This window comes from Allobosea sp. LjRoot237 (genome assembly GCF_964253285.1).
GTDB lineage: Bacteria > Pseudomonadota > Alphaproteobacteria > Rhizobiales > Beijerinckiaceae > Allobosea.
On sequence record NZ_CAXUQP020000001.1, the window covers coordinates 545,064 to 569,286 of the forward strand.

Here is a 24,223-nt window from a genome sequence, read left to right on the forward strand (position 1 = left end):
ATTTGGTGGAAACCACCAAGATCGCCGGCAGTTCCTATTGAGGCTGCTGCTGTGGCAGGAGCCAATTCCTGAAGTCCTCGGCAAAATTGCCCGTCAATCGATCGATCGGGGGTGCAAGGAAGGCTGCATCGACGAGCGTGCCGCCTATGCCTTCGCCGGCGCGCGCGATCGACCGTTGTCCGGGGTGGGAAAGGATCGGCGCGCCGGTTTTGGCGTCGATGATCATCACGCCCGCAGTCATCTCGTGCGGGCCGCCGACGAGGATGCGCTGAATGATCGAGGTCAGCCGAAGTTCGCGCAGCGCCACCACGACCTTGACCGGTCGTTGACCGGCGAGCGCCGGCCTGAGTTCGTGTTCGAGAGCGGAGGAGATCTTGTCCGAAGCGGCCTTGGCGATGAAAGCGCGCGCTTCCGGCGTCTTCGACAGCTCCTCCGAGTTCTGCTCCGGCAGGCCCTTGCTGCGGGCATAGGCCCGGTCGCCATCACCCCACCACAGGGTCGTCGCCGGGGTGATCTCGACTGCCACCGTCGTCAGGCGGAGTGTCTCGACCTGTTGCGGGGTGAGCGGGTTGGGGACGGTGGCGCAGCCGGCGAGAGCTGCCGCGAGAAGGCAGAGCGAAAACAGGCGGTTGAGCATGTCGGGATCCGAGAAGAGGGAGCCCGACTAGACCTGAGTCGGGCTCGCGAGCCAGCGCTCGCCAGCGCTGAAAATGCAGCAAAATTGCAACCGTGACGGGAATGTCACAATCATTGCCCGGCCACTTCCGCTCTTGGTGGTTTCCGCTAAGTTCGCGGTGGCCTGCGAGGGAAAATGCCAGAGTTCAAGCTCGACGAGATCGATCGCCGCATCGTCCAGGCCTTGCAGGCGGACGGCCGCATCAGCGTGCAGGAATTGGCCGGCAAGGTCGGACTTTCGCCGAGCCCCTGCGCCAGGCGGGTGCGCCTGCTGGAGGAAGCCGGGATCATCGAGGGCTATGTCGCCATCGTGAACCAGGAGAAGCTCGGCCTGCCGGTCTCGGTCTTCGCCTCAATCAAGCTGGAGCGGCAACGCGAGGAGGAACTCGACCGCTTCGCCGCGGCGGTCTCGCGCTGGCCGGAGGTCGCCGACTGCTATCTGATGACCGGGCAACGCGACTATCTGCTGCGCATCATCGTCAGCGACCTCGCCGCTTACGAGCGCTTCCTCAAGGACAAGCTGACGAGGCTCGACAATGTCGCCTCGATCGAATCGAGCTTCGCGCTGGGGCGGGTGAAGCGCTCCTATTCGGTGCCGGTGGAGCTCGGGCGGGGTTAGCCGGTCCGCGCGCTGCCGAAGCGCCTGGCGAGCAGCATTGCCCAGAGATATCCCATCACGAGAGGACCGACGCCATGCTGCAACTTCGGCCGAACTGCGAACTCTGCGACCGCGACCTGCCGCCAAACTCGCTGGAGGCGCGCATCTGCAGCTATGAGTGCACCTACTGCGCCGATTGCGCCGAGAAGACGCTCGAGAACGTTTGCCCGAGCTGCGGCGGCGGCTTCGTGCAGCGGCCGATCCGGCCCGTCGGCGACTGGGGCGGGCTCGGCCTCGGGCTCGCCAACCGGCCCGCCTCGACCGAGCGCCATCATTCGCAATGGACGCTTGAGCAGCGGTGCGAGCGGACCGAATTGCTGCGCAACGTGCCGCCCGCGAACCGCTGACAAAAGCGCTGAGGCTCAGCGGCGCTCGAAGTCGCGATGGACGTCGTGCGTGACGATTCCCGCACCGTCCGGCGGGATCGTCAGCCAGTCCTTGCGGGTCAGCGTCTGCTTGGTGTCCTCATAGCCGGAACGCCAGTGCTCGCTCATCGAGGTCCGCGAGAACTCGTGGTCCTTGGCGTGGCTCTCATAGCTTTTCTGCTGGTAGATCAATTGCAGGATGGTGTGCTCAGGGATCAAGGCGAGCTCGTCGCGGAGCTTGCGATCCTCCTCGCTCAAGGCGTCCTCGGGGATGTGGGTCAGGGCCTCATGGGTCTTCTTCTTCCAGCCCTGCAGCGTCTGGAACAGGTCGGTGACCATGCGGGTGCGCGAGGAATACATGATGTCCTTGTGGCGGCCCATCACGTCCTGCATCGTGCGCGGCATCGGGCCGCGCGACGAGAACAGGTCGACCTGGAAGATCAGCGAGTTCAGCGTGTCGTCCTGGTTGAGCAGGTGTGACAGCGGCGTGTTCGAGACGATGCCGCCGTCCCAGTAATGCTCGGTGCCGATCTGCACGGTCGGGAAGGCCGGCGGCAGCGCACCCGAGGCCATGACATGCTCGGGCGTGATCTCTTCCTGCATGTTGTCGAAATAGACGAAGTTGCCCGAAAGCGCATTGACGGCGCCGACCGAGAAATGCGTGCGCTTTTCGTTGATCAGGTCGAAATCGACCAGCTCCAGCAGGGTCTCGCGCAAGGGCGCGGTGTCGTAGAAGCTGGTCGCGTCGGTGGCGCCGGCTGGTGCGAGCCAGGCGCTGGTGCGGCGCGGCTCGAAGAAGCCGGGCTGGCCGAGCACCGTGGTCATGAAGGACGAGGTCGCGTTGCGGGCCTGGCGGAAGATGTCGCCCTCTGGCGTGAACCACCAGACCTTGCGGTCGGTGATGCGGTTCCAGAATGTCTCCAGCCGCTCGAGCCGGCGCTCGCGCGGATTGCCGGCGATCAGCGCCGCATTGATCGCGCCGATCGAGACGCCTGAGACCCAGTCAGGGGCGATGTCGGCTTCGTGCAGCGCCTGATAGACGCCGGCCTGATAGGCGCCGAGCGCGCCGCCGCCCTGGAGCACGAGCGCAACGCGGTCGCAGCGCTCGGGACGCCAGCCGAGATGGCGCTCGGAGGAGGACGGGGACGGCGCAAAAGGGGCGTTCATGGCGCGGATTCCGTTCGCTCGGTCTTCAGGGGAGAGCTGGATTTCGCCCATGTCTGAGGGGTGGGCGGTAACAGGCGTGTGACGCGGGCAGAACCGGATATCGGTGTCATCCGCCTGTCAGACAAGCTTCATCGCCCCGTCAGCTTGCTCTTCCACCTCAGCGGCATGGAGTTTGCGACGCAGCATCGCGTCGTGCCCTCGCGTCTGGGAGATCAGAGCATGCTCAATGGCAAGACCGCCGTCGTCACCGGCTCGACCTCGGGCATCGGCCTCGCAATCGCCCGCGCCTATGCCGCCGAGGGCGCCAATATCGTCATCAACGGCTTCGGCGAGCCTGATGCGATCGAGAAAGAGCGCGTCGGGATTGAGGCCGATTTCGCGGTGAAGGCGCGCTATTCGCCAGCCGACATGGCCCATGGCGGCGCGATCGTGACGATGATCGCCGAGGCGGAGGCGCAGTTCGGCAGCGTCGACATCCTGGTCAACAATGCCGGCATCCAGTTCGTCTCACCGGTCGAGGAGTTCCCGGTCGAGAAATGGGACGCGATCATCGCGATCAACCTCTCGGCTGCCTTCCATGCCATCCGCGCGGCGCTGCCCGGGATGAAGCAGCGCAAATGGGGCCGGATCATCAATACGGCCTCCGCCCATGCGCTGGTCGCCTCGCCGTTCAAGAGCGCCTATGTCGCGGCCAAGCACGGCATCGCGGGGCTGACCAAGACGGTCGCGCTCGAAGCGGCGACCTTCGGCATCACCGCCAATGCGATCTGCCCGGGCTATGTCTGGACGCCCCTGGTCGAGAAGCAGATCCCCGAGACCATGGCGGCGCGCAATCTCACCAAGGAGCAGGTGATCAACGACGTGCTCCTGCATGCCCAGCCGACCAAGCAGTTCGTCACCAGCGAGGAGGTGGCGGCGCTCGCTGTCTTCCTCGCTTCCGATTCGGCAAAGTCGATCACCGGCGTCATCCTGCCGGTCGATGGCGGCTGGACCGCGCAGTAAGGGTAGCCCAATGAACCGCCAGCAGATCCTCGATTTGCCCTCGATGCCGCTCGCAGGGCCGAGCTATCCGGCCGGGCCTTATCGCTTCATCGACCGCGAATACATGGTGATCAGCTACGAGACCGATCCGGAGTTGATCCGCCATCATTTGCCCGAGCCGCTGATGCCGATCGCGCAGCCGGTGGTGCATTACGAATGGATCAAGATGCCGGATTCCTCCGGCTTCGGGACCTATACCGAGACCGGCATCGTCATTCCCTGCCTGTTCGGCGAGGAGGAGGTCAGCTTCGTCTCGCAGATGTATCTCGACATCGAGCCGCCGATCTCGGCCGGCCGCGAGATCTGGGGCTTCCCGAAGAAATACGCCCATCCCAAGCTCGAAGTGATCAAGGACACGCTGACCGGCACGCTCGAATATGCCGGCCAGCAGGTCGCGATGGGCACGATGGGCTACAAGCATGAGAGCCTCGCCGGCAACGGCGTCAAGACCACGGCGATGCTGACCAAGACGCAGGTCAACCTGAAGATCATCCCCGGCGTCGACGGCGAACCGGAGATCTGCCAGCTCGTCGCGCTCAACCTCACCGACATCACGGTGAAGGGCTCCTGGATCGGCCCGGGCCGGCTGCACCTGATCCCACATGTCAATGCGCCGGTCGCCGATCTGCCGGTACGCAAGGTGCTCGGCGCACATCATTTCATCGCAGACCTGACGCTGCCCTTCGGCCGGAAGATCCACGACTACATGAAGGGTTGATACCGCGGGTTGCGCTCGCGGCTGCGCCGATTATCTTGCCGCGCCGGGGGCGCGAGGGATTTCAGGGCGCATGATTGTCTCCTGGCTGGCGGGCTTGCGCCAGGCGGTGAGCTCGAAGCTCACCATCGGCATCGGCGGACTGCTGGCGCTCGCCATCACCTCCGGCCAGAGCCTGCTCGAGGCGCTGGAGCCGCCGGTGCTGCCGGCGCTGGCCGCCGGTGCACCGCTCGATGCTGGCCGTTGGCGCATCGTGCTGCACGAAGCCAGGCTGACGGCGCGGTCGCGGCCGGACGGGCCGCCTTCGCTTGATGGCACGCAGTTCCTGGCGCTCGACCTAGACATCGCCAATCGGAGCTCGGAAACCGACAACACCTTCGCGCGCATCCTCACCGTCGATCCGCCGGTCGAGGGCCTGCAGCCCAGTCCGACCTTCTGGCTGATGCGCGACAAGGCGATACTGAGCGCGGTGCAGCCCGGGCTGCCGGAGCGGGTGCGGGTGATCTGGCGGCTCGCGCCGGGAGCCAAGGCGCCGGAGCGGTTGCGGCTCGTCGTCAACGGCGAAACCTTCAAGCCGCGAGACAATCTCTTCGCGGCACCGGGCTGGTTCAATCGCAAGCCGATCGCAGCTGCGACCTTGCCGGTCGCCGCGGTAGAGGCGCGGCCATGAGCAGCATTCTGGCCAAGCTCGGAGCGCTCCTGCTCGCCGCCGTGCTGCTCGCCGGCATGCAGCGCTTTACGCCGGGCTACGCCGAGATCACCGGGCCGATCCCGCTCAAGGGCGATCTTGGCGAGACGCTGACCGGCCGCGGCTTCACGGTGCGGGTGGACAAGGTGCTGCTCGCCGAGAAACTGCGCTTCAAGGCCTATGGCCGCGAGGTCGAGCGCGACACCGGCGGCATCTTCGCGCTAATGATCGCAAGGCTCGAAGCGCACCCCGCCTCGACCACTGTAAGCGGCGCAATCTGGCGCAGCGCGCATAGCGCCCGTTTCGTCGCGAGCCCGCGCTTTCAGGGAGCGCCACGGCTGCTCGGAACCGACCGGCTCGAACCCGGCCTGCCGCAGCGCGGCGTCTTCGTCTTCGAAGTGCCGCGTGAGGCGGTCGCAGGTGCGACATTGCTCATCGCCGCCTCGCGCTGGCCGCGGCTGGATACGCAAGCCGAGATCGCCTTGCCGGCGACGCTCGGCACGCCCGCGCCGCTCATCGACCTGAGCGAGCTCGCCTATGAGTGAGGCTGCCGTATCCCATGGCGCTGCGCGAATGCGTCGCCTCAGCCTGTGGGCGCTGCCAGCGGCGCTGGCGCTCGGCCTCTTCCTGCAATCCTACGAGAATGCCTGGGAATGGTGGCGGTCGCGCGAATTGTTCGCGCTGGAGGTTCCGTCCGGTACCGCGAAGAGTCTCGGCGGCGCCGAATGGAAGCTGACGGGACTGCGGCGTGTCGGTGAGCGCTCGGATGGCCGAGCCGTGATGCTGCTCGACATGGAAGCGGTGGTGCGTGATCCCGAAGCCTTCGCCGTGCTGCCCTGCCGGCTGGTGCTGGAGGCGCAGGATGGCAAACGCTGGTCGCCGCAATTCCTCACGCCCAGCGAGGTCAACCGGTTGCCCGAGCGCCGCGGCCTGACGATCCCGACCTGCACCCAGGCGCTGGCGAGCAAGCCGGCAGCCGGCGCGACGCTCAGGATCAGTGAAGGCTTCGTGCTGCCGGCCGGGATGGCCGGAGAGATCAGGCCGGTCCTCAGCCTGCCGGCCGGACGGCCGCGTTATCTGCGCTTCCAGGTTCCGGGCTAGGGCTCTTTCCCACCTGCGCGGCGACGGCGGTTTCCATCACCGCCGCCAGCAGGCAGATGCGCAGGCTCTCGACCAGGATGCCGCCGCGGATCTCACTGGGGCCGCCGAGCAGGAAGGCGATGGCGTTGGCGATCAACTGCCAGCTGTCGAGATCGAGCGGGCCGATCAGGCGGGTGAGGCCGATCCAGAGCCAGGCGGCGGCAAAGCCGATCAGGCGATAGCCGACCACAAGCGCGATCAGTACCGAGAGGCTGGCGCCGAAGGCGAGGCGGACGCTGTTGACGACCGGCAGATAGCGCGAGCGATAGCCGCTGATGAAGTGCTCGGCGAAGTCGCGGACGAATTTGGGCGCCGCCTGCCAGCGCGCCAACGCCGCGGCGGCGCGCCGGTCGCGGGCCAGGGCGGAGGGATCCTTGGCGTCGTAGCCATAGATCGTTGCAGCCATCAGCAGCCAGACCAGCGGCAGCAGCGCATAGAGGAAGAGGCTCTGCAGGCTGGTGCCCAGCGGCGGTTCGGCGAGGTCGATCGCCTCCGGCATCGCCGCCTGCGCCTTGCCGATCAGCGAGAGCGTCCAGTCATGCATGAGCCTGAGATTGGGCAGCGCGACGGTTTTCAGCCAGGTCCAGGCCGTGTCCTTCCAGCGCGACAATGCGTAGAGGCCGACGAAGATCCAGTTGGCGTCGCAGGCGATCACCAGGAATTGCCAGAAGGGCGAGGGCCGGCGCCCCTGAGCCGCCTTGGCGAGCCTGCGTACCAGCCAGGCGAGGCCGATGGCGAGCGCGAGCCAGAGCGACAGTGGCACGTCGAGCACGGTGACACGCTCGCCAAGACCGGCGGCGGCGAGGGCTCTGACCGAATAGTCGCGGACGGTGTCGCCGAGAAAGCCCCAGGCGGCGTAGTAGGCGAAGAACGGCACGAGGGCGAGCGAGACCAGGCTGATCACGGCGCGTGCTCCGGCCGGCTGCGGAGCGTCGGATTGCGGGCCGGTACCGACGACTTGCAGGGCCGCCACCGCCGGCAGATAGGGCCGCAAGGCCACGAACATCAGTACGGTGACGACGAGCTTGGCGAGCACCAGAAGCGCGAGCACGGCAAAGCCGGCGAGGCTGTTGAGATAGCCGAGCTTGACCGCCAGCGGCAGCAAAAGCTCGTTGGCGATGGAGCCGAATGTCGCGAGCAGCAACAGGACGGGCCAAGCCTGGCGCCAGAGCTGGAAGAAAAGGCGAGCGAGGCCGGCGATCTCTTGCATGAAGGGCGTTTTACAGCTTTGGCGGCCCGCAATGAACCCCGTCGTCATTCTCGGGCGCAGCGAAGCGTAGACCCGAGAATCTCAGGCAGAACGAGGCTCATGTTTATGAGGTGCTCGGGTCAAGCCCGAGCATGACGGCGGGGCCTATCGCCCCCGCTTTGTCTCCATACTCCGGCTCCAGCGCGACAGCGCAAAGCAGATCAGCCAGTAGAGGCCGCCGGAGAAGACATAGGCCTCCATGTTCATGCCGACCCAATTGGGATCGGCGAGCGAGGCCTGGGCGATGCCGAGCAGATCGAGGATCGAGACGACGAGGACGAGCGTGGTGTTCTTGACCAGCGCGATGAACTCGTTGGTGATCGCCGGCAGTGAAATGCGCAGCGCCTGCGGCAGGATGATGAACCAGGTCGCCTTCCAGTAGCTCAGGCCGAGCGCAGTCGCGGCCTCGCGCTGGCCCTTGGGCAAGGCTTGCAGGCCGCCGCGCACCGCTTCCGCCATATAGGCGGCGATGCAGAAGCCGAGCCCGATCACGGCGCGCGCCAGCCGGTCGACACCGATGCCCGCCGGCATGATCAGCGGCAGCAGCAGCGAAGCCAGGAAGATCACGGCGATGATCGGCACGCCGCGCCAGAACTCGATGAACAGCACCGAGATCAGCTTGACCACCTTCAGCTCGGATTGCCGCCCGAGCGCGAGCAGGATGCCGAGCGGGATCGCGATCAGGCTGGCATAGATCGAGATGAAGACGGTCAGCATCAGCCCGCCCCATTCGCGCGTCTCGATCGCGCGCAGGCCGAAGCCGCCGGCGAGGAGCCAGATGCCGAGGGGCGGCAGGATGACGAGCGCCGCGACGCCGAGGCGCAGCTTCAGCTGCTTCGGCGCAAAGACGATCGCGGCCCCGGCAGCAAGGAAGAGCAATCCGGCGAGGTTCGGGCGCCAGCGCTCCTCGACAGGATAGAAGCCGTACATGAACTGGCCGAAGCGGGCCTTGATGAAGACCCAGCAGGCGCCGGTTGCCGTGCAGTCGTTGCGTGTCTGACCGCTCCAGGTCGCGTCGATCAGGGCCCAGCGGATGATCGGGACCGCGACCCAGGCGATGGCGGCGGCCAGCAGCAGCGTCACCACCGTTGTCGCCGGCGTGCCGAACAGGCGCTGGCGCCAGCTGGACGAGAGGGTTGCGGCGGCGCTCATCGTGTCACCAGGGCGATGCGGGCATTGTACCAGTTCATGAAAGCCGAAACGGCGAGGCCGATGACGAGATAGACAGCAAGCGTCATGGCGATGATCTCGATCGCCTGGCCGGTATTGTTGAGCGCCGAGCCCATGAACAGGCTGACCACGTCGGGATAGGCGATGGCCGCGCCGAAGGACGAGTTCTTCAGCACGTTGAGATACTGGTTGGTCATCGGCGGCGTCATCACCCTGAGCGCCTGCGGGATGGTGACGAGGCGGAGCGTCTGGGCGGGGCGCAGGCCGAGCGCGCCCGAAGCCTCGATCTGGCCATGCGGCACCGACTGGATGCCGCCGCGCACGATCTCGGCGATGAAGCCGGCGGTATAGGTGACGAGCGCCGCCAGCAGCGCGACGAATTCGGGAATGACGACGAATCCGCCGCGATAGTTGAAGCCGCGCAGCACCGGGATATCCCAGCGCGTCGCCAGCGTCGCCCAGGCGAGCGCCAGCACGGGGATGAGCAGGAGCAGGACGAGGCCGACGCGCAGGATCGGCGCGTCCCGGCCGGTCGCCTCCTTGCGCCGCCTGGCCCAGCGCAGGAAGAGCCAGTGCAGCAGGCAGGAGATCGCGATTGCGATGAAGGCGTATCTGAAGTTGGCGCCGGCGTCGGGCAGCGGGATGGTCAGGCCGCGATTGTTGAGGAAGGCGACGCCGAAGACCGAGAGGCTCTCGCGCGGCGCGGGCAAAGCGGCGATCACGCCGAAATACCAGAACAGCACGAAGAACAAGAGCGGGATGTTGCGGACGAACTCGACATAGGCGCCGGCGATCGCCTGGACCAGCCAGATCGAGGAGAGCCGGGCGATGCCGATCAGGAAGCCGAGCGCTGTCGCGAGGACCAGTGCGATCACGGTGACCAGCAGCGTATTGGCGACGCCGGCCCAGAACAGCGACAGGATGTTGTCGGACTGGGTGTAGCTGGTGAGGACGAAGGGCACCTCGATACCGGAGGTGCGCCACAGGAAGTTGAAGCCCGAGGCGATGCCCGCCTGGACCATGTTCTGCGAGGCATTGCGGATGAAATAGACCAGCAGCGCCGCAAGACCGATCAGCAGCGCCGCCTGGTAGAAGACGTCGCGGACGCGCTTGTCGTTGATGAAGGCGAGGGCTTTGCTCAAGGGGCGGCCGTCCGGCTGAGGGCGTCATTCTCGGGCGCAGCGGAGCTGCGACCCGAGAATCTCCTGACACGAAGGCTGGTTTCCGAGATGGTCGGGTCAAGCCCGACCATGACGAGCCGCTCTCACTGGAACGGCGGCGTGAACAGCAAACCGCCCTTGGTCCAGAGCTGGTTCTGACCGCGCTCGAGCTTCAGCGGCGATGCCATGCCGACGGTGCGCTCGAAGCTCTCGCCATAGTTCCCGACCTGCTTGATCGCCTTGTACATCCAGTCGTCGGGCAGGCCCATCATCGCGCCGAAGCCGCCCTCGGCGCCGAGCAGGCGACGGACCTCGGTGTTCTTCGAGTTCGCCTTCATCTCGTCGACGTTCTTGGAGGTGACGCCGAGCATCTCGGCGGCGATGGTGCCGTTCAGCACCCAGCGCACGATCAGCTGCCAGCGCTCGTCGCCATAGCGGGTCACCGGCCCCTGGGGGTCGTTCGAGATCGGCTTGGTCAGGATGGTGTGGTCGTCCGGGACCTTGAGCTTGGCGCGCTGGCCGGCGAGGGCACCGACGCCGGCCGTGTAGGCGTCGCAGCGGCCGCTGTCATAGGCGGTGATGGCGTCGTCGTTCTTCTGGAAGTTGGTGATAGTGACCTTGAGGTTGCGCTCGCGGAACCAGTCGGCGGCGTTCTTCTCCTCGGTCGAGCCGGCGGCGACGCAGACCGAGGCGCCGTCGAGCTCCTCGGCCGACTTCACGTTCGCCTTCTTGCGGACGATGAAGGTCTGGCCCTCGTAGAAGTTGATGCCCTGGAAGTTCAGGCCGAGCGTGGCGTTGCGCGAGAAGGTGATGGTCGAATTGCGCGAGAGCAGGTCGACCTGGCCCGATTGCAGGATCGGCCAGCGCTGCTGCACCGAGGTCGGCGTGAACTTGACCTTGGTGGCGTCGCCGAGCACGGCGGCGGCGAGCGCCTTGCAGTAATCGACGTCGAGCCCGCTCCACTCGCCCTTGTCGTTGGCGAAGGAGAAGCCGGGCAGGCCGAGATGGACGCCGCATTCGAGATGGCCGCGCGCCTTGATGGCGTCGAGCGTCGGGCTGGGCGCGAGCTGTTGTGCGGAAGCGGCGAGGGTGCCGGCGGCGAAGAGCGCCGCGGCTAGAACAAAGGTCTTCATCTGCGTTCCCCAGTCTGCGTCGGCGTTACGCCGCGTTGGCGCGACTATGCAACAGCCCGACCGGGGAAGGTAAGGGGGGTGTTCGCTGTTTCCTGCCATAGCCTGACGTGGCCGCCGCGCCGGCGGTCTACCAGCCGCGCTGGGCCTTGATCGCCCGCTTCTGCATATCCTTCTGCTGGCGCCAATAGTCCCTCTGCGCATCGATCTGCATGCGCTGGTAGTCGCGGATGCGGTCCTTGCGCGAGGTCGCGTCGCGATAGTCGTTCCAGTCGTAATGGTCGCCGTGGACATCGTCGTCGCCCAGCGCATCGAAGAACTTGCGCAGCGCCGAGCGGGCGGGCTCGATCGGCAGGGCGGAGGCTACCTTCGGCAGCGGTGCGAGCGCCGGCGCGGCCGAGGCGTTGGAGCCGGCGGCAAGGGCGATGGCGAGCGACAGGATAGCGGTACGGATCATGATGGTGCTCCTGCCCGTCACTGTGCCGACCGGCTGAAGGAATGCGGCAGCTCGGGGCTGAGCCAGCGCATCTGCGGGATCTTGCCGGCAGCATCGGTCTCGAAGCGCAGCCGGACGAAAGGCTCGCCGCCGGACATCTGCGCCGGGGCGACGAAGGCCCCGGTCGGCGCCAGTCGCGCCTGGAACAGGTAAGGGTCGTCCTTGTTCGGCTCGAGCAGGAGCTGCGCCTCGGTCTTCTCCAGCGTGAGGTTAAGCTTGCCATCAGTGAGCGCGACGGTCGCGTCGCCGAGGATCGGTGAGGCGTAGCTGCCGGTGAAGGCGGCGGCGATCGGCGACAGGGGCCCGGGCACGAAGCCCGCCGCCTCGGCCTGCGCCGCCTCGCGGCGGCCTTTTGCACTGGCGGCGGCGAGCGCGATGTTGTCGACGGCCGGGTTGGCGAGCACACGGTCGTAGAACCACATCGCCAGCGCGTCGGGCATGCCGCCATTGTCGAGATTGGTCAGGATGACGATGCCGGTCCTGGCGTCGGGCAGGAAGCCGGCATGGGCGCCGAAGCCGGCGGTGCCGCCATTATGCCAGATGATCCGGCCGCGCGGTGTCGCGCTCGCGACCCAGCCGATGGCATAGCCGGTGCGCTCGTTCATGGCGACGCGCGGCGTCCAGGTGACGTCGAGATTGCCTTCGGAGACCAGGACCTTGCCCTCGAAATGGCCGCGGCCGAGCTGCAGGCGCAGCCATTTGGCCATATCGGGAATGTTCGAGTTGAGCGCCCCGGCCGGGCCCAGCGCATAGGGGAAGGAGGGATGGAAGGGCACGGCGACCGGCGTGTCGGCGAGGCGATGGCCCTGCGCATGATTGGGCGCGGCGGTGATCGCCTCGGCCGTGGCCGTCGTTGCGCTCATTCCGAGCGGGGTCAGCAGGGTCGCCTTCAGCGAGTCGAACCAGGACGGAGCGCCATTGACCTTGGCGACGATCTCGCCGCCGACGACATGCGGGATGTTGAGATAGCGGAAATCGGAGCGGAACAGGCCGAGCTGCGGCGCGACTCGCAGCGAGCGGATCAGCGTCTGCTTGTCGTAGCCGAGCATTGTGAGCGCGTCGTTGACGTAAGCCGTCAGACCGGAGCGCTGGGCCGCGAGGTCGAGCACACGGAAATCGCGGGTGACCCAGGGGTCGGCGAGCTGAAATTCGGGGACATGGTCGATGACCGGATCGCTCCAGCCGAGCCGGCCGGCATCGACCGCCTGCGCCAGCGTGGTGGCGAGGAAGGCCTTGGTGGTCGAGCCGACCTGGAAGATCGTCTCGGGCGTGACCGGATCTGGCTTGCCGAGCGCGCGGACGCCGAAGCCCTTGGCGTAGATCAGCTTGTCGTCATGGACGATGCCGATGGCGACGCCCGGCACCGAGAAGGCCTTCATGCCCTCGGCGACCTGCTTCTCGAAGTCAGGCAGCAGCGCTTCGATCGAGGCTTGAGTGGGCTGCTGTGCCTCCGCTTTCGTCACGCTGGAGAGGGCCGCGATGCCGACCAGGAGCGCGGCTCCGATAAAGCGCTTCATTCAACATCCCCCGGGCACCGACAAGGCCAACAGATCACGTGGCCGAAGGCGGGCTCGCCCGCCGGCGGCGCGACGATCTCACGCCAAGCTCTGACTATAGGTAAATCGGATCAGGAGATTGTGACGGGATCGGTGATCCGGCCTGGATGCCGCTCAGCCGGGCAGGAAGGCGAGCCGTCCGTCATGGCCGCGGACCGTCTCGATCACGCTGCCATAGAGCGTAGCGAGCCGCTCGGGCGTCAGCAATTCGGCCGCGCCGCCGCTCGCCAGCGTCCGGCCGTCGCGCAGGAGCAGCGCCCGGTCGGCGTAGCGCAGTGCCTGGTTGGGATCATGGGTGGTGAAGAGCACGCCGAGACCCTCGCCGGCGAGCCGCCGGATCTGGCTCATCACCTTGCCCTGGTTGCCGAAGTCGAGGCTCGCCGTCGGCTCGTCGAGGATGACGTAGCGCGGCTCCTGGGCGAGCGCCCGAGCGATCATGACGAGCTGGCGCTCGCCGCCGGAGATCTCGGTGTAGGGGCGCTGCTCCAGATGTTGGATGCCGAGCCGCTGCAGCATCGCCTGCACCATCTCGCGGTCATGCGCCGAGGGCGCGGCGAACAGGCTGGAGCGGGTGGTGCGCCCCATCAGCACGACCTCGGTCACCGAGAAGGCGAAGGTGCCGGCATGGACCTGCGGCACATAGGCGAGGGCGCGGGCGCGCTCGCCTATGGAGAGCGTCGCCAATGGCCTGCCATCGAGCGTGAGCGTACCGCCCTTGGCCGGCAACAGGCCGAGCAGTGTCTTGAGCAGCGTGGTCTTGCCGTGGCCGTTCGGTCCGAGCAGGGCCAGCACCTCTCCGCCGGCGAGGTCAAGCGCGATATCGCGGCCGATCTCGCGTTCGCGGTAGCCATAGGCGAGGGCGCTGGCGGAGAGGCTCATGACCAGCCTCCGCGGGCCGAGGCCAGCAGCCAGATGAAGAAGGGCGTGCCGATCACGGCGGTGAGGATACCGAGCGGCGTCTCGACCGGAGCGGCGGTACGCGCCAGCGTGTCGATGGCGAGGAGGTAACCGCCGCCGAGCAATGCTGCCGTCGGCATCAGCCGGCCGAAATCGGGCCCGACCAGGAAGCGGGCGAGATGCGGCACGACGAGGCCGACCCAGCCGATGATGCCGGCGGCCGCCACGCTCGCTGCCGTAACCAGTGTCGCGGCGGCGATGATGGCGATACGCAAGGGGCCGGTGGCAAGGCCGAGCGTGCGCGCCTCCTCCTCCGGCAGCGACATCACGTTCATGCGCCAACGCAGCGCCAGGAGGACCGCAGCGCCGATCAGGACCGGGCCGAGCAGGGGCACGAGATCGGGCTTGGCCGTGCCGGCGAGGCTGCCGAGCAGCCAGAAGGTCATGGCCGGGAGCTGGTTGTACGGGTCGGCCCAATACTTCACCAGGCCGATGCCGGCGCCGAGCAGCGAGCCGACGACGACACCGGTCAGCACCAGCACGAGCACGGGGTCGCCACGCCTTATCGTCGAGCCGACGGCATAGACGGCCCCGACCGCAATGAGACCGCCGACGAAGGCGGCGAGCTGGACGCCGAACAGGCCGAGCGAGAGGTAGATGCCGAGGACCGCACCGAGCGCCGCGCCCGAGGAGGCCCCGAGGATATCGGGCGAGACCAGCGGGTTGCGGAACAGGCCCTGGAAGGCGCAGCCGGCGATGGCGAGCGCCGCCCCGCACAGGATCGCAGCGACGATGCGCGGGCCGCGAATGTTCCAGACCACGGTCTCTATTTGCGCCGGCAGGCCGGAGGGATGGCCCGAGACGAGCGACCAGGCGAGGCGGCCGAGATCACCGGGCGTGACCGGGTAGCGTCCGAGCGCGAAGGCCGCGAGCACGGCGAGCGCGAGCAGGAGGAGGGCGATCAGATTGCCGCGCAGGGAGGAGGTCATGGGATCAGTGGTGTTTCACTAAGAATGACCGAAACACAATGCGGTCATCCCGGACAAGCGGCGAAGCCGCGCCGATCCGGGATCCATGCCGGAACATTGCCGAATGATGTTCAGGCATGGATCCCGGGTCTCCGCTTCGCTCCGCCCGGGATGACCTGAGTGGGGAAGCCTTCATCCCCGCCCCGCCAGGACGCGGTCGAGCTGCGCCTCGCTCGGCGTCACTTGGTAGAACAGCGTGTGGAAATCGCGGGCGAGCTTGCGGATATCCTCCGGGAACTGAGCGGGGTAGAGCAGCTGCGCCAGCCACCACAGGCCGATCGCGCGGTTGACCGAGGGCGGGAAGTCGACCCAGCCGAAGGGCAGCTTCGGCGAAAGGTGGACGCGGCCCTCGCGCACCGCCTTGACCCCGGCCCAGTTCGGATCGCTGCGCACGCTTTCGGCGAAGGCGAGGTCGATGGTGACGATGACGTCCGGGTTCCAGGCCAGTACCTGTTCGAGCGAGACCTGGGCGAGGCCGCTGCCCTGCTGTTCGGCGGCGGCGTTGCGGGCGCCGAGGAAGCTAAGCGTTTCGACATTGATCGAGCCGCCGAGCCCGGTCTCGAGCCCGCGTGGGCCGCGGGCATAGTAGACGCTCGGGCGCTTCTCGGCCGGAATCGAAGCGACGCGGCCGCGGATCGTCGCGAAGCTGTCCTCGCACCAGCGCGCCAGAGTCTCGGCGCGCTCGCTGCGGCCGGTGAGCTGGCCGAGGATGCGATAGCTCGCCGGGGTCTGGTCAAAGCGGCCGTCGAGCAGGGCATAGGGGATGCCGGTCTGCTGCTGGACGCGCTCGGCGAGCTCGACATAGGTGCGGCCGGTCGAGCCGGAATCGATGATGAGATCCGGCTTGGCCTGGAGCACGGCTTCGAGATTGGCGCTGTTGCCGCGACCGGTGATGCGGCCGACCTCGGGCCGGTCGCCGATGCCGGGCAGCAGGAATTCGCGTTCCTCCGGCCGATTGGCGCGCGGCCAGCCGATCAAGAGGTCGGGCGCGAGCGTGTAGATCAAGATCGCCGCGGGCGGACCGGCCGGAAAGATGCGCTCGACCTTGCCGGGCACCGGCACTTCGCGGCTGGCGCCGTCGCGGATGGTGGCGGCACGGGCGAGGCGTGGGGCGGCCAGCGTCGCGCCGAGACCGGCGAGAACGGCGCGGCGATCAGGATGCGGACTCCCTCCCCCCTTGTGGGGGAGGGTCGGGGAGGGGGGTGACTGGGTGAGCGTTGTATCGCTTTCGATCGACCTCACAGCTGGCTACCCCCCTCTCCAGCTCTCCCCCACAAGGGGGGAGAGGGCGGGTTGTGCTCGATCGTTCCGTGAGTGCTCTTCTCCCTTGTCCCGTGCGAATGGCTGCAGCGAAACGGCTTGATGTCGAGGAGTGGCGTGCCGTCGAGGCAGTCGAGCCCGCGCACCAGCAGGACGCCGTCCTCGACGCCTTCGAGCTTCACCCGCGACAATGCGATTGGGTTCGGCCGCACCGGCGAGCGCAGCGCGAAGGTGCCGAGCGTTCCGCCGCCGCGCGGGGTCTGCGTCAGCAGATCGCGCCTGGCTTCGTGCATCCAGTAGAGCAGATTGAGTTCGCTGAAGGCTTCGATGCCTTTGAGCGCCGCCTGCCAGGGCGCGTCGATCTCTACCCGGCATAGCGGCCCGTCTTGCCGACCCTGGCGCGGGCAGTCGTCGCGCGTCGCGAACGGCGTGCGGATGCGGCCGATGAAGACGAGCCGGGCATCGCTCCGCTCGGGCAGGGGCGCTTCGGTCTCGCCCGGCCGGGTCGCTTGCCAGTCCATGATCTGCCCTTCCCGCTATCCCTTGCGCGGCAGGCCCGGCGCGGCGAAGCCATGCCTTGCCAGGATCGTCTGGCCCTGCGGCGACAGGATGAACATGGCGAGCCGGTAGCCGTTCAGCGAGGCCTTGTTCAGCACCGTCAGGCCGTAATCGGCGCCGACCGCGAGCTGATCCGGTAGGCGCAGCATCGCGACCCCCGGCTGCTCTTTCGCAAGCGGCTGGGCGTTGGTGCAATAGGCCAGGAAGATGTCGGCCTCGCCGCTCGCCAGCTTGTGACCGTAGACGTTGAGCCCGTCCGGCGCCGGCGTGCACTCCGGCCCGCCGGTGAGATTCAACGCCTTGGCTTCGAGCGCTGCCTTTGCGCCCGGTTTCACCGACTCCGCCCGGGCGAAGACGGCGAAGGCGTAATCGCCGGAAGGGTCGGCCCGCGGCGTCGAGGTGCCGAGCCTGACCTTGGGATCGAGCATCAGATCGAGCAGCGTTGCTGCCGTGGCAACCAGCCCAGGCCGCAGGAAGGCGCAGAGCTCGTTGCGGGCGAAGAGCACGGCCGGGCCGGCGAGGCCGGCGCGGGCCAGTGCCTGCGGATGCTCCAGATTGGCCGAGGCGAAGACTTCGCCGGGCTCGCCCCTGGCAAGCCGGTCCTTGAGCAGGCCGGAGGCGCCGAATTGCGAGGAGACGAGGACTCCGGTCTCGCTTTGGAAGGCGGCGGCAATGTCGAGCAGCGCCGTGCGCAGGCTGCCGGCGGCGTGCAGTCTCACCGAGGCGGGCGCAGCCAAGACCTCAGTTCCCCTCGCGCGGCAGGCCGGGCGCGACGAAACCGTGCCGCGCCAGGATGCGCTGGCCGTCCGGCGATAGGATGTACATGGCCAGCCGATAGGCGTTCGGCGAGGCGCCGTTCATCACCGTCAGCCCATAATCGGCGCCGACCAGCAGTTTCTCCGGCAGCCGGACCATGCGGATGCCCGGCTGCTCGCGGGCGATCGGGTCGGCATTGGTGCAATAGCCGAGGAAGAGATCGGCCGCGCCGGTCGCGAGCAGATGGCCGGTGCCGTTGCGGTCGGGCGGGGTCGGGGTGCTGCTCGGGCCACCGACGAGCTGCAGCGCCTTGGCTTCCAGCGCCGCCTTGGCACCGGACTTCAGCCCCTCGGCCTTGGCGAAGACCTGCCAGGCATAGTCGCCGGATGGGTCGGCCTTCGGCGTCGAGGTGCCGAGCTTGACCTTGGGATCGAGCATGCGCGCGAGCAGCGTGTTGCTGGTCACGTCGAGCCCCGCACGCGCGAAGGCGCAGGTCTCGTTGCGGACGAAGAGCACGACCGGGCCGGCCTTGCCGTCCTTCGCCAGCGCGAGCGGATGGTCCATGTTGGCGGAGGCGAAGACTTCGGCCGGCTCGCCCTTGGCAAGAGCCTCGCGGAGGAGGCCGGAAGGGCGGAAGCTGGTCTTGACCGGAATACCCGCGGAGGCCTCGAAAGCCTTGGAGACCTCGGTCAGGGCATTCTTCAGGCTGCCGGCGGCATGCAGAAGGACCGGTTTCTGGGCCTGCTGCGCCGAGGCGAGCGCCGGCCACAGGCCGATCAGGGCGGTGAGAGCGAGCTTGCGCAGCATGTCAGGCGCCCGCCTGGCCGGCGTTCGGGAAGAACAGCTGCTGGCCGTCGATCTTGTAGTCGGCGATCGCCTTCTGACCCTCCGGGCTGGTCAGCCAGTCGGCGAAGAGCTTGCCGTCGTTGAACTTCACATGCGGGTGCTTGGCAGGGTCCACCGACATCACGCCGTACTGGTTGAACAGGCGCTTGTCGCCCTCGACGGAGATGATGAGATCGCCGCGGTTCTTGAACGAGATCCAGGTGGCGCGGTCGGAGAGGACATAGGCGCCCATGGCGCCGGAGGTGTTGAGCGCCGCGCCCATGCCCTGGCCGATTTCGCGATACCACGGCCCCTTCTGCGCGGCGATGTCGATGCCCGCGACCTTCCAGAGGTTGAGCTCGGCGGCATGCGTGCCGGACTTGTCGCCGCGCGAGACGAAGGGCGCGCCCTTCTCCTGGATTGTCTTCAGCGCCGCGACGATGTCCTTGCTGCCGGCGACACCGGCGGGATCGCTCTTCGGCCCGATCAGGACGAAGTCGTTGTACATCACCGGCCGGCGCTCGGTCGAAAAGCCCTCCTCGACGAATTTCAGCTCCTGCGCCCTGGCGTGGACGAAGACGACGTCGGCATCGCCCCGGCGGGCGGTGTCGAGGGCCTGGCCGGTGCCCTGCGAGATGACCCGGACCTCGATGCCGGTCTTGGCCTTGAACAGCGGCAGGATGTGGTTGAACAGGCCGGAATCCTGGGTCGAGGTGGTCGAGGCCACGGTGATGAAGCGCTCTCCAGCCGGAGCCTGGGCGTGAGCGATGCCGCTCAGGCCAAGGAAGAGGCCGGCGGCGAGGAGGGAGCGGCGGCGGATCGAAGACATTGCATTATCCCCTGAGGTCTCGGTCGGACGGATTCCCAAAGCCCTCATCCTGAGGAGCGATCGCAGATCGCGTCTCGAAGGATGGTTCCAGTGCGCCCTGGAGCATCCTTCGAGACGCCGCTGCGCGGCTCCTCAGGATGAGGGCTGAGGGGGTGAAAGGCAGAAGGAGAGGTTTCACCACAGCAGCTCTCCTGCCAGGAAGGCGCGTGCCTCGGCCGATTGCGGCTCGGCGAAGAAATCCTTGGCGGGGGCATCCTCGACCAGGCGGCCGCGATGCAGGAAGAGCACGCGGTCGGCGAGGCGGCGGGCCTGGCCGAGATCATGGGTCGACATCATCACGGTGATGCCCTCGGCGACGAGACCCGACAGTAATTCCTCGATCTGGCGTGTCGCGGCAGGGTCGAGCTGCGAGGTCGGTTCGTCCAGGAAGAGCAGCTCGGGCCGCAGCGCCCAGGCGCGGGCGATGGCGAGGCGCTGCTGCTCGCCGCCGGAGAGGAGACGGGCCGGCTGGCTCGCGCGCTCGTTCAGACCGAAATGCTGCAGCGCCTGGGCCGCGCGCGCCTTGCGCTCGGCGCCATTGCTGCCGGCGGCGGCGAGCGCATGGGTGATGTTGGCCTCGACCGAGCGGCGCAGCATGATCGGCTTCTGGAAGACCATGGCGTGGCGCTTGGCTCTTCCCTCGGCCCCGGCAGCCCAGCGCACGGCGCCGCGGCTCGGTTTCAGCAGGCCGTGGCAGAGGCGCAAGGTCAGCGACTTGCCGGCGCCGTTCGGCCCGAGCAGCACGGTGAGGCCACCGGCCGGGATGATGAAGCTGTTGGGTTCGACCAAGAGCTTGCCCTCGCCGGAGAAGGCGGCAGCCTCGACGGTCAGCGGCAGGATCGAGGTTGCGCTCAGCATGTTCGCTCACCCGGCATAGCGCGCGCCGATGCGGCTGGCGCCGAAGGCGATGGCGTTGATGGCGAGCGTCAGCGAGAGCAGGACGAGGCCGAGGCCCAGCGCCAGCGGCAGGTCGCCCTTCGAGGTCTCCAGCGTGATCGCCGTGGTCATGGTGCGGGTGTAGCCGGCGATGTTGCCGCCGACGATCAGGACGGCGCCGACCTCGGCGCTGGCCCGGCCGAAGCCGGCGAGCAGCGCCGTCGCCAGGGCAAAGCGCCCGTCGAAGAGCAGGGTCGGAATGGCGCGCATGCCGTCGAGGCCGACCGAGCGCAGATGGTCGCGATATTCGCTCCAGAGGTCCTCGATCACCTGCCGGGTCAGCGCGATCACGATCGGCAGGACGAGGATCACCTGCGCGATGATCATCGCGGTCGGCGTGAACAGCAGGCCGAGCGGCCCGAGCGGGCCGGAGCGCGACAGCAGCAGGAAGACGGCAAGGCCGGCGACGACCGGCGGCAAACCCATCAGCGCGTTCAGGCAGACGATGATCGCCGAGCGCCCGGGAAAACGGGCCAGCGCCAGGGCCGCGCCGAGCGGCAGGCCGATCAGCGCTGCGATCAGCACGGCGGTCAGGGTGACGCGCAGCGACAGGAAGACGATGCCGAGGAAGCCGGGATCGAGCCCGACCACCAGGGCAAATGCCGCCTGAAAAATCGCGCCGACGTCCAAAGCCTGCTCCCGTATGCTCGCCTTGAGATTGCAAGCATTTGCAATTGGTAGAGTTCAATGCGACGAAATGCCAACGCCGTAAGCAGCGCAGGCATGTGCAGGCTGATGCAGGATCAAATCTGGCTCACGACCGAAGAAGCGGCCTCCTATCTGCGCCTCAAGGACCGCAAGCTCTACGAGCTGGTCGGGCAGGGTGCGGTGCCCTGCACCAAGGTCTCCGGAAAATGGCTGTTCCCGCGCGCCGGGCTCGATCGCTGGCTCGAGGCCGGGCTGGCCAATCCCGCCGGGCTCGAGGCGACCTCGCCACCGCCGATCGTCGGCGGCAGCCAGGATTCGCTGCTCGAGCTCGCCATCCGCGAATCCGGCTGCGGGCTGGCGCTGCTGGCCGAGGGCTCGCAGGCCGGGCTCGATCGGCTCGTCCGCAACGAGGTCGCCATCGCGGCGCTGCACCTGCATGCGACGCCGGATGACGACGCCGCCAATCTCGCCGCGATCCGGGCGGAGGCCTCGTTGCACGATGCGGTGGCGATCAACTTCGCCCGGCGCGAGCAGGGGCTGCTGGTGGCGCCCGACAACCCGCTCGGGATCGACGGGCTCGGAGCGGCGGTCGCCAAGGGCGCACGCTTCGCCCAGCGCCAGCGCGGCGCCGGGGCGCAATTGCTGCTGCTGAGCCTGCTGGAGCGGGCAGGCGTTCCCTCCGGCCGCATGGTTGTCGCCGACGGCATTTGCGCCACCGGCCAGGATCTGGCGCTGGCGATCCGCTCCGGCCGCGCCGATTGCGGCATCGCCGCACGCGCCATCGCCATGGCGTTCGGCCTTGCCTTCCTGCCGCTCGTCTGGGAACACGTCGATCTGGTGCTGCGCCGACGGAGCTATTTCGAGCCGGCGACGCAGAAGCTGCTCGCCTGGATGCGCAGTCCCGACATGGCGGCGCGGGCGAAGGAGTTCGGTGGCTACGACCTCTCGATCAGCGGGAGCGTGCGGTTGAACCGCTGAGGCCGGACGCCCGCGAAACAAGCTTGCAAATCGGGCGGGCAATTTCAGCGCCTCTTGCGCCCACATCGACATAGTCTTCCGGCCGTTGCAGCAGGCAGGGACGGCCCGTGACGATCGATCTCGACACCCTCGTGCAGGAGATGACCGCCTGGCGGCGCGACCTGCATGCCCACCCGGAGTTCGGCTTCGAGGAGACACGCACCAGCGCCTTCGTTGCCGAGAAGCTGCGCGAGTTCGGTTTGGACGACGTGGTCGAAGGCGTCGGAGGCACGGGCGTGGTCGGCACGCTGAAGCGCGGCAGCGGCAACCGGGCGATCGCGCTGCGGGCCGACATGGACGCCCTGCGCATTCCCGAGCAAGGCGAGCTGCCGCATCGCTCGCAGAACCCCGGCGTCATGCACGCCTGCGGCCATGACGGCCACACCGCCATGCTGCTTGGGGCGGCGAAGCTCCTGGCCGCGGATGGCGGCTTCGACGGCACCGTGCGCTTCGTCTTCCAGCCGGCCGAGGAATGGGGACGCGGGGCGCTCGCCATGCTCGATGACGGCTTGCTGGAGCGCTTTCCGTTCGAGGAGATCTACGGGCTGCACAATGCGCCGAGGCTGCCGGTCGGCAAATTCCAGACCCGCATCGGGCCGATCATGTCGGCGGAGGATAATTTCGAGATCGTCCTGACCGGTGTCGGCGGCCACGCCGCCCGCCCGCATGTCGGCAATGAGACGCTGGTCGCCGCCTGCGCTCTGGTCACCAGCCTGCAGACCATCGTCTCACGTCGCCTCAGCCCAGCCCAGATCGCCGTGGTCTCGGTGACGGAGCTGATCACCGACGGCACCCGCAACGCCCTGCCGGGACAGGCGCGCATCCTCGGCGACGCCCGCAGTTTTCATCCTGAAGTCAGCGCCGAGATCGAAGCGCAGATGCGCGTGATCGCCGAGGGCATCGCGCGCGCCTACAATGTCGAGCAATCGGTGAGCTATACGCGCGAATTCGTGCCGCTGCTCAACCAGCAGGCCCAGACGGAAGCGGCGCTGGAGGCGGCGCGCGCAGTGCTCGGCTCCGAGAACGTTTCGGTCGTCTCAGAGCCCTTCACCGGTTCTGAGGACTTTGCCCGCTTCCTCGCCCATGTGCCGGGCTGCTTCTCCTTCGTCGGCAATGGCGAGAGCGCACCGCTGCACAATCCGCGCTACGATTTCGACGATGCCGGCCTGATCCACGGTGCGCGCTTCCATGCCGAGATCGTGAGGCGGCGGCTGGCGGTGGGGTGAGGCATGTTCTAGGGGAGTCGACTGCGAACCCTTCTCCCTTCGGGGGAGAAGGTGGCAGCGCGAAGCGCTGACGGATGAGGGAAGGACAGCCTAAGCCTGTTCTCGTCTCACCCTGTCGTGCAGCCCTCATCCCCTGCCGGACCTTCTCCCCCGAGGGGAGAAGGGTTCTCTGTGCCGAATCGTCGCCACGCGCGGACCTTGTGCACATATTCCCGGTCTGGCTCTGCTTCGCCGAAGGGCGCGACCGGCCAGAGCCAGCTTTCGTCCTCCTTCGGCAACGCGACGCCATAGGTCAGGTCGAGGCGCTCATGGATCGCGCCTTCGCGGTCACGTTCGACCATCTCGACATCGCTGATCAGGCAGACATGGCCCGTGAAGCGGGCGAGATCGTCGAGATGCCAGGCAATGCAGCGCGCCGACAGGTTCGCGGGGAGGGTGGCAGCGCGGGCGGGGTTGTCCTCGAGCCAGTCTGCCACCGGCCAGGCGAGCTGCGAGAGCAGATTGGCGGAGACGACGAGATCGACGCTGTCGTCGGCGACGAGGTCGGCGAGCGGGTCCTGCCGTCCCTCCGTCTCGCCGGCGAGCCAGGCCATCGCGCCGGTGAGGTCGCGGCTGAGGAGGCTGACCTTGGTTTGCCGCCAGAGCTTCAGGCGCAGCAGCGGCAGATGGACGATGTCGACCAGCACGACCTCGTCGAAGCTCGCGCAGAGCGCCTCCAGCGGGATGTCGCGGGCGGGGCCGGATCCGAGCACCACGACCTTGCGTCGCATCGGCAGCGCGGCCGCGACCTCGGCAATGATGGCGCGGCAGCGGGCGTGATGCGGCTCCCAGGCCTTGCGCTGGCGACGCCCGCGCGACCAGAGCGCGACGCCCTCCCGCAGCAGGCCGAAGCGGCGCGCCATCGGCGCTGCGGGCGTCAGGGTACGGAGCGCCAGCTCGGCGAGCATCAGGGGGGCGACAGCCGATTTCGTCGGGCTATCCGTGTATCTTTTCC

The 24,223-nt window shown here is 67.7% G+C and carries 27 protein-coding genes; 9 read left to right on the forward strand and 18 right to left on the reverse strand.

From position 1 onward, the window contains the following. Positions 1 to 34: 34 nt before the first annotated feature. Positions 35 to 637, reverse strand: a complete 603-nt coding sequence (locus tag ACSQ24_RS02540; RefSeq protein WP_436093163.1) for a hypothetical protein — start codon at positions 635 to 637, stop codon at positions 35 to 37. Between the two features lie 174 nt (positions 638 to 811). On the opposite strand from ACSQ24_RS02540, the gene ACSQ24_RS02545 reads away from it, so the two are divergent. Beyond that, positions 812 to 1,294 (forward strand): Lrp/AsnC family transcriptional regulator, encoded by a 483-nt coding sequence (locus ACSQ24_RS02545; protein WP_110491760.1) that lies wholly within the window; start codon positions 812 to 814, stop codon positions 1,292 to 1,294. A 74-nt stretch (positions 1,295 to 1,368) separates the two neighbouring features. After that, complete coding sequence (locus ACSQ24_RS02550) at positions 1,369 to 1,680, forward strand: DUF1272 domain-containing protein (protein WP_436093164.1); 312 nt, start codon at positions 1,369 to 1,371, stop codon at positions 1,678 to 1,680. A 15-nt stretch (positions 1,681 to 1,695) separates the two neighbouring features. Here ACSQ24_RS02550 and ACSQ24_RS02555 read toward each other — a convergent pair whose 3' ends face one another. Beyond that, positions 1,696 to 2,865, reverse strand: a complete 1,170-nt coding sequence (locus ACSQ24_RS02555) for a patatin-like phospholipase family protein (RefSeq protein ID WP_436093165.1) — start codon at positions 2,863 to 2,865, stop codon at positions 1,696 to 1,698. 219 nt (positions 2,866 to 3,084) lie between these two features. On the opposite strand from ACSQ24_RS02555, the gene ACSQ24_RS02560 reads away from it, so the two are divergent. The 5 genes from ACSQ24_RS02560 (at position 3,085) to ACSQ24_RS02580 (ending at position 6,410) form a co-directional block, all read left to right on the forward strand. Then, positions 3,085 to 3,867 (forward strand): 3-hydroxybutyrate dehydrogenase, encoded by a 783-nt coding sequence (locus tag ACSQ24_RS02560; protein ID WP_436093166.1) that lies wholly within the window; start codon positions 3,085 to 3,087, stop codon positions 3,865 to 3,867. Between the two features lie 10 nt (positions 3,868 to 3,877). Then, complete coding sequence (locus ACSQ24_RS02565; RefSeq protein WP_436093167.1) at positions 3,878 to 4,624, forward strand: acetoacetate decarboxylase; 747 nt, start codon at positions 3,878 to 3,880, stop codon at positions 4,622 to 4,624. A 70-nt stretch (positions 4,625 to 4,694) separates the two neighbouring features. Further along, positions 4,695 to 5,291 carry a hypothetical protein gene (locus tag ACSQ24_RS02570; RefSeq protein ID WP_436093168.1) on the forward strand — a complete coding sequence of 199 codons (597 nt, stop codon included), beginning with the start codon at positions 4,695 to 4,697 and terminating at the stop codon, positions 5,289 to 5,291. After that, positions 5,288 to 5,854, forward strand: coding sequence for a hypothetical protein (locus ACSQ24_RS02575; RefSeq protein ID WP_436093169.1), 567 nt, complete (start codon positions 5,288 to 5,290; stop codon positions 5,852 to 5,854). The genes ACSQ24_RS02570 and ACSQ24_RS02575 overlap by 4 nt, the downstream gene beginning before the upstream one ends. 28 nt (positions 5,855 to 5,882) lie before the next feature. Continuing rightward, entirely contained in the window at positions 5,883 to 6,410 is a 528-nt protein-coding gene (locus tag ACSQ24_RS02580) for a hypothetical protein (RefSeq protein WP_436093170.1), read from the forward strand. On the opposite strand, the gene ACSQ24_RS02585 is transcribed toward ACSQ24_RS02580, so the two are convergent. From ACSQ24_RS02585 to ACSQ24_RS02655, 15 genes are all read right to left on the reverse strand, one after another. Next, positions 6,358 to 7,659 (reverse strand): hypothetical protein, encoded by a 1,302-nt coding sequence (locus tag ACSQ24_RS02585; RefSeq protein WP_436093171.1) that lies wholly within the window; start codon positions 7,657 to 7,659, stop codon positions 6,358 to 6,360. The genes ACSQ24_RS02580 and ACSQ24_RS02585 overlap by 53 nt on opposite strands. A 144-nt stretch (positions 7,660 to 7,803) precedes the next feature. Further along, on the reverse strand, positions 7,804 to 8,850 hold the full coding sequence (locus tag ACSQ24_RS02590; protein WP_436093172.1) for an amino acid ABC transporter permease: 1,047 nt from the start codon (positions 8,848 to 8,850) through the stop codon (positions 7,804 to 7,806). After that, positions 8,847 to 10,010, reverse strand: a complete 1,164-nt coding sequence (locus tag ACSQ24_RS02595; RefSeq protein WP_436093173.1) for an amino acid ABC transporter permease — start codon at positions 10,008 to 10,010, stop codon at positions 8,847 to 8,849. Before ACSQ24_RS02595 ends, ACSQ24_RS02590 begins: the two co-directional genes overlap by 4 nt. Positions 10,011 to 10,132: 122 nt before the next feature. Beyond that, a complete protein-coding gene (locus ACSQ24_RS02600; RefSeq protein ID WP_436093174.1) occupies positions 10,133 to 11,161 on the reverse strand; it encodes an amino acid ABC transporter substrate-binding protein in 1,029 nt (342 codons plus the stop codon). Positions 11,162 to 11,288: 127 nt separating this feature from the next. Beyond that, the gene (locus ACSQ24_RS02605; RefSeq protein WP_436093175.1) at positions 11,289 to 11,615 is read right to left on the reverse strand and encodes a hypothetical protein; all 327 of its coding nucleotides are present in this window, start codon (positions 11,613 to 11,615) and stop codon (positions 11,289 to 11,291) included. 17 nt (positions 11,616 to 11,632) lie between these two features. Then, on the reverse strand, positions 11,633 to 13,171 hold the full coding sequence (locus ACSQ24_RS02610; RefSeq protein WP_436093176.1) for a serine hydrolase: 1,539 nt from the start codon (positions 13,169 to 13,171) through the stop codon (positions 11,633 to 11,635). A 153-nt stretch (positions 13,172 to 13,324) separates the two neighbouring features. Further along, positions 13,325 to 14,089: an ABC transporter ATP-binding protein gene (locus tag ACSQ24_RS02615; RefSeq protein ID WP_436093177.1), complete on the reverse strand. Its 765-nt coding sequence runs from the start codon at positions 14,087 to 14,089 to the stop codon at positions 13,325 to 13,327. Further along, positions 14,086 to 15,096 (reverse strand): FecCD family ABC transporter permease, encoded by a 1,011-nt coding sequence (locus ACSQ24_RS02620; protein ID WP_436093178.1) that lies wholly within the window; start codon positions 15,094 to 15,096, stop codon positions 14,086 to 14,088. The genes ACSQ24_RS02615 and ACSQ24_RS02620 overlap by 4 nt, the downstream gene beginning before the upstream one ends. 171 nt (positions 15,097 to 15,267) lie before the next feature. Then, positions 15,268 to 16,254, reverse strand: a complete 987-nt coding sequence (locus tag ACSQ24_RS02625) for an iron ABC transporter substrate-binding protein (RefSeq protein ID WP_436097810.1) — start codon at positions 16,252 to 16,254, stop codon at positions 15,268 to 15,270. Positions 16,255 to 16,373: 119 nt separating this feature from the next. Next, positions 16,374 to 16,916, reverse strand: a complete 543-nt coding sequence (tsaA, locus tag ACSQ24_RS02630; protein WP_436093179.1) for a tRNA (N6-threonylcarbamoyladenosine(37)-N6)-methyltransferase TrmO — start codon at positions 16,914 to 16,916, stop codon at positions 16,374 to 16,376. Positions 16,917 to 16,931: 15 nt separating this feature from the next. Next, positions 16,932 to 17,690, reverse strand: a complete 759-nt coding sequence (locus ACSQ24_RS02635; RefSeq protein WP_436093180.1) for a molybdate ABC transporter substrate-binding protein — start codon at positions 17,688 to 17,690, stop codon at positions 16,932 to 16,934. Positions 17,691 to 17,694: 4 nt separating this feature from the next. After that, positions 17,695 to 18,516: a molybdate ABC transporter substrate-binding protein gene (locus tag ACSQ24_RS02640; protein ID WP_436093181.1), complete on the reverse strand. Its 822-nt coding sequence runs from the start codon at positions 18,514 to 18,516 to the stop codon at positions 17,695 to 17,697. 1 nt (position 18,517) lies between these two features. Further along, positions 18,518 to 19,363, reverse strand: a complete 846-nt coding sequence (locus tag ACSQ24_RS02645) for an extracellular solute-binding protein (RefSeq protein ID WP_436093182.1) — start codon at positions 19,361 to 19,363, stop codon at positions 18,518 to 18,520. Positions 19,364 to 19,537: 174 nt separating this feature from the next. After that, complete coding sequence (locus ACSQ24_RS02650; protein ID WP_436093183.1) at positions 19,538 to 20,260, reverse strand: ATP-binding cassette domain-containing protein; 723 nt, start codon at positions 20,258 to 20,260, stop codon at positions 19,538 to 19,540. A 6-nt stretch (positions 20,261 to 20,266) separates the two neighbouring features. Next, positions 20,267 to 20,968, reverse strand: a complete 702-nt coding sequence (locus ACSQ24_RS02655) for an ABC transporter permease (protein WP_436093184.1) — start codon at positions 20,966 to 20,968, stop codon at positions 20,267 to 20,269. 105 nt (positions 20,969 to 21,073) lie between these two features. Between ACSQ24_RS02655 and ACSQ24_RS02660 the strand changes: the two genes are divergently transcribed. Beyond that, a complete protein-coding gene (locus ACSQ24_RS02660; protein WP_436093185.1) occupies positions 21,074 to 21,964 on the forward strand; it encodes a substrate-binding domain-containing protein in 891 nt (296 codons plus the stop codon). A gap of 140 nt (positions 21,965 to 22,104) precedes the next feature. After that, entirely contained in the window at positions 22,105 to 23,229 is a 1,125-nt protein-coding gene (locus ACSQ24_RS02665; protein ID WP_436097811.1) for an amidohydrolase, read from the forward strand. Positions 23,230 to 23,336: 107 nt separating this feature from the next. Here the strand turns inward: ACSQ24_RS02665 and ACSQ24_RS02670 are convergent, their stop codons facing one another. After that, a complete protein-coding gene (locus ACSQ24_RS02670; protein ID WP_436093186.1) occupies positions 23,337 to 24,176 on the reverse strand; it encodes a hypothetical protein in 840 nt (279 codons plus the stop codon). Between the last annotated feature and the right edge of the window lie 47 nt (positions 24,177 to 24,223).

Excerpts from the sequence above, each read along its gene's own strand:
- ACSQ24_RS02540 (WP_436093163.1), bottom strand. The coding sequence starts at position 637 with ATGCTCAACCGCCTGTTTTCGCTCTGCCTTCTCGCGGCAGCTCTCGCC.
- ACSQ24_RS02545 (WP_110491760.1), top strand. The coding sequence starts at position 812 with ATGCCAGAGTTCAAGCTCGACGAGATCGATCGCCGCATCGTCCAGGCC.
- ACSQ24_RS02550 (WP_436093164.1), top strand. The coding sequence starts at position 1,369 with ATGCTGCAACTTCGGCCGAACTGCGAACTCTGCGACCGCGACCTGCCG.
- ACSQ24_RS02555 (WP_436093165.1), bottom strand. The coding sequence starts at position 2,865 with ATGAACGCCCCTTTTGCGCCGTCCCCGTCCTCCTCCGAGCGCCATCTC.
- ACSQ24_RS02560 (WP_436093166.1), top strand. The coding sequence starts at position 3,085 with ATGCTCAATGGCAAGACCGCCGTCGTCACCGGCTCGACCTCGGGCATC.
- ACSQ24_RS02565 (WP_436093167.1), top strand. The coding sequence starts at position 3,878 with ATGAACCGCCAGCAGATCCTCGATTTGCCCTCGATGCCGCTCGCAGGG.
- ACSQ24_RS02570 (WP_436093168.1), top strand. The coding sequence starts at position 4,695 with ATGATTGTCTCCTGGCTGGCGGGCTTGCGCCAGGCGGTGAGCTCGAAG.
- ACSQ24_RS02575 (WP_436093169.1), top strand. The coding sequence starts at position 5,288 with ATGAGCAGCATTCTGGCCAAGCTCGGAGCGCTCCTGCTCGCCGCCGTG.
- ACSQ24_RS02580 (WP_436093170.1), top strand. The coding sequence starts at position 5,883 with ATGCGTCGCCTCAGCCTGTGGGCGCTGCCAGCGGCGCTGGCGCTCGGC.
- ACSQ24_RS02585 (WP_436093171.1), bottom strand. The coding sequence starts at position 7,659 with ATGCAAGAGATCGCCGGCCTCGCTCGCCTTTTCTTCCAGCTCTGGCGC.
- ACSQ24_RS02590 (WP_436093172.1), bottom strand. The coding sequence starts at position 8,850 with ATGAGCGCCGCCGCAACCCTCTCGTCCAGCTGGCGCCAGCGCCTGTTC.
- ACSQ24_RS02600 (WP_436093174.1), bottom strand. The coding sequence starts at position 11,161 with ATGAAGACCTTTGTTCTAGCCGCGGCGCTCTTCGCCGCCGGCACCCTC.
- ACSQ24_RS02605 (WP_436093175.1), bottom strand. The coding sequence starts at position 11,615 with ATGATCCGTACCGCTATCCTGTCGCTCGCCATCGCCCTTGCCGCCGGC.
- ACSQ24_RS02610 (WP_436093176.1), bottom strand. The coding sequence starts at position 13,171 with ATGAAGCGCTTTATCGGAGCCGCGCTCCTGGTCGGCATCGCGGCCCTC.
- ACSQ24_RS02615 (WP_436093177.1), bottom strand. The coding sequence starts at position 14,089 with ATGAGCCTCTCCGCCAGCGCCCTCGCCTATGGCTACCGCGAACGCGAG.
- ACSQ24_RS02620 (WP_436093178.1), bottom strand. The coding sequence starts at position 15,096 with ATGACCTCCTCCCTGCGCGGCAATCTGATCGCCCTCCTCCTGCTCGCG.
- tsaA (WP_436093179.1), bottom strand. The coding sequence starts at position 16,916 with ATGGACTGGCAAGCGACCCGGCCGGGCGAGACCGAAGCGCCCCTGCCC.
- ACSQ24_RS02640 (WP_436093181.1), bottom strand. The coding sequence starts at position 18,516 with ATGCTGCGCAAGCTCGCTCTCACCGCCCTGATCGGCCTGTGGCCGGCG.
- ACSQ24_RS02645 (WP_436093182.1), bottom strand. The coding sequence starts at position 19,363 with ATGTCTTCGATCCGCCGCCGCTCCCTCCTCGCCGCCGGCCTCTTCCTT.
- ACSQ24_RS02650 (WP_436093183.1), bottom strand. The coding sequence starts at position 20,260 with ATGCTGAGCGCAACCTCGATCCTGCCGCTGACCGTCGAGGCTGCCGCC.
- ACSQ24_RS02660 (WP_436093185.1), top strand. The coding sequence starts at position 21,074 with ATGCAGGATCAAATCTGGCTCACGACCGAAGAAGCGGCCTCCTATCTG.
- ACSQ24_RS02665 (WP_436097811.1), top strand. The coding sequence starts at position 22,105 with ATGACCGCCTGGCGGCGCGACCTGCATGCCCACCCGGAGTTCGGCTTC.
- ACSQ24_RS02670 (WP_436093186.1), bottom strand. The coding sequence starts at position 24,176 with ATGCTCGCCGAGCTGGCGCTCCGTACCCTGACGCCCGCAGCGCCGATG.